We start from the raw sequence: 1,160 nt of genomic DNA, 5'->3' as shown, positions 1-1,160 counted from the left end.
CGCCGCGGAGCTGAGCCGGGGCGCTGCCCGCCGTCGAGCAGCCGACCGAACGGGCACGGACGGGCATGAAAGAAGGCCCCGGAGTGGAGTCCGGGGCCTTCAGATCAAGCGTAGCTCAGATCAGAGCGCTTCGATGATCGCGCGCATCAGGTCTGCCGTCTCGGACGGCGTCTTGCCGACCTTGACGCCGGCGGCCTCGAGGGCCTCCTTCTTCGCCTGAGCGGTACCGGCGGAACCGGACACGATCGCACCGGCGTGACCCATGGTCTTGCCCTCGGGAGCGGTGAAGCCCGCGACGTAGCCGACGACCGGCTTGGTGACGTTCGCCTTGATGTAGTCGGCCGCGCGCTCCTCGGCGTCGCCGCCGATCTCGCCGATCATCACGATCGCCTTGGTCTCGGGGTCGGCCTCGAACGCGGCGAGCGCGTCGATGTGCGTGGTGCCGATGACCGGGTCGCCGCCGATGCCGATGGCGGTGGAGAAGCCCAGGTCGCGCAGCTCGAACATCATCTGGTAGGTCAGGGTGCCCGACTTCGACACGAGGCCGATCGGTCCCTTGCCCGTGATGTTCGCCGGAGTGATGCCCACGAGCGCCTCGCCCGGCGTGATGATGCCGGGGCAGTTCGGGCCGATGATGCGGGTCTTGTTGCCCTTGCTCTGGGCGTAGGCCCAGGCCTCGGCCGAGTCGCCGACGGGAACGCCCTCGGTGATCACGACGAGCAGCGGGATCTCGGCATCGATGGCCTCGATCATCGCGTCCTTCGTGAAGGCGCCGGGCACGAAGGCGATCGACACGTCGGCGCCGGTCTCCTTCATGGCCTCGGCGACCGAGCCGAAGACGGGCAGCTCGACGGCGTTGCCGTCCTTGTCGGTGTGCGAGACCGTGGTGCCGGCCTTGCGGGCGTTCACGCCACCGACGACCTGGGTGCCGGCCTTGAGCATCAGTGCGGTGTGCTTGGTGCCCTCGCCGCCGGTGATGCCCTGGACGATGACCTTGGAGTCCTTGTTGAGGTAAATCGACATTCTTCTCGTCCTTCAGTCTCAGGCGTTGGCGAGCTCGGCGGCCTTGTCGGCGCCCTCGTCCATGGTGGCGGCCAGGGTCACGAGCGGGTGCGCGTACTCGGCGAGGATCGCACGACCCTCGTCGACGCGGTTGCCGT

Annotated in this window: 1 protein-coding gene; it reads right to left on the bottom strand. The window is 68.4% G+C overall.

Annotated features, from left to right (window positions below; genetic code table 11):
* Positions 1-120: 120 nt before the first annotated feature.
* Entirely contained in the window at positions 121-1,023 is a 903-nt protein-coding gene (gene sucD, locus KZA10_RS15700; RefSeq protein ID WP_055870498.1) for a succinate--CoA ligase subunit alpha, read from the bottom strand.
* Between the last annotated feature and the right edge of the window lie 137 nt (positions 1,024-1,160).

Source organism: Microbacterium sp. BF1, assembly GCF_019279095.1.
Classification (GTDB): domain Bacteria; phylum Actinomycetota; class Actinomycetes; order Actinomycetales; family Microbacteriaceae; genus Microbacterium; species Microbacterium maritypicum.
The sequence above is the reverse complement of the archived record's forward strand: the minus strand, read 5'-3'. Positions and strand labels throughout refer to the sequence as shown.

Coding starts and splice junctions, on each gene's coding strand:
- sucD (WP_055870498.1), bottom strand. CDS start 1,023: ATGTCGATTTACCTCAACAAGGACTCCAAGGTCATCGTCCAGGGCATC.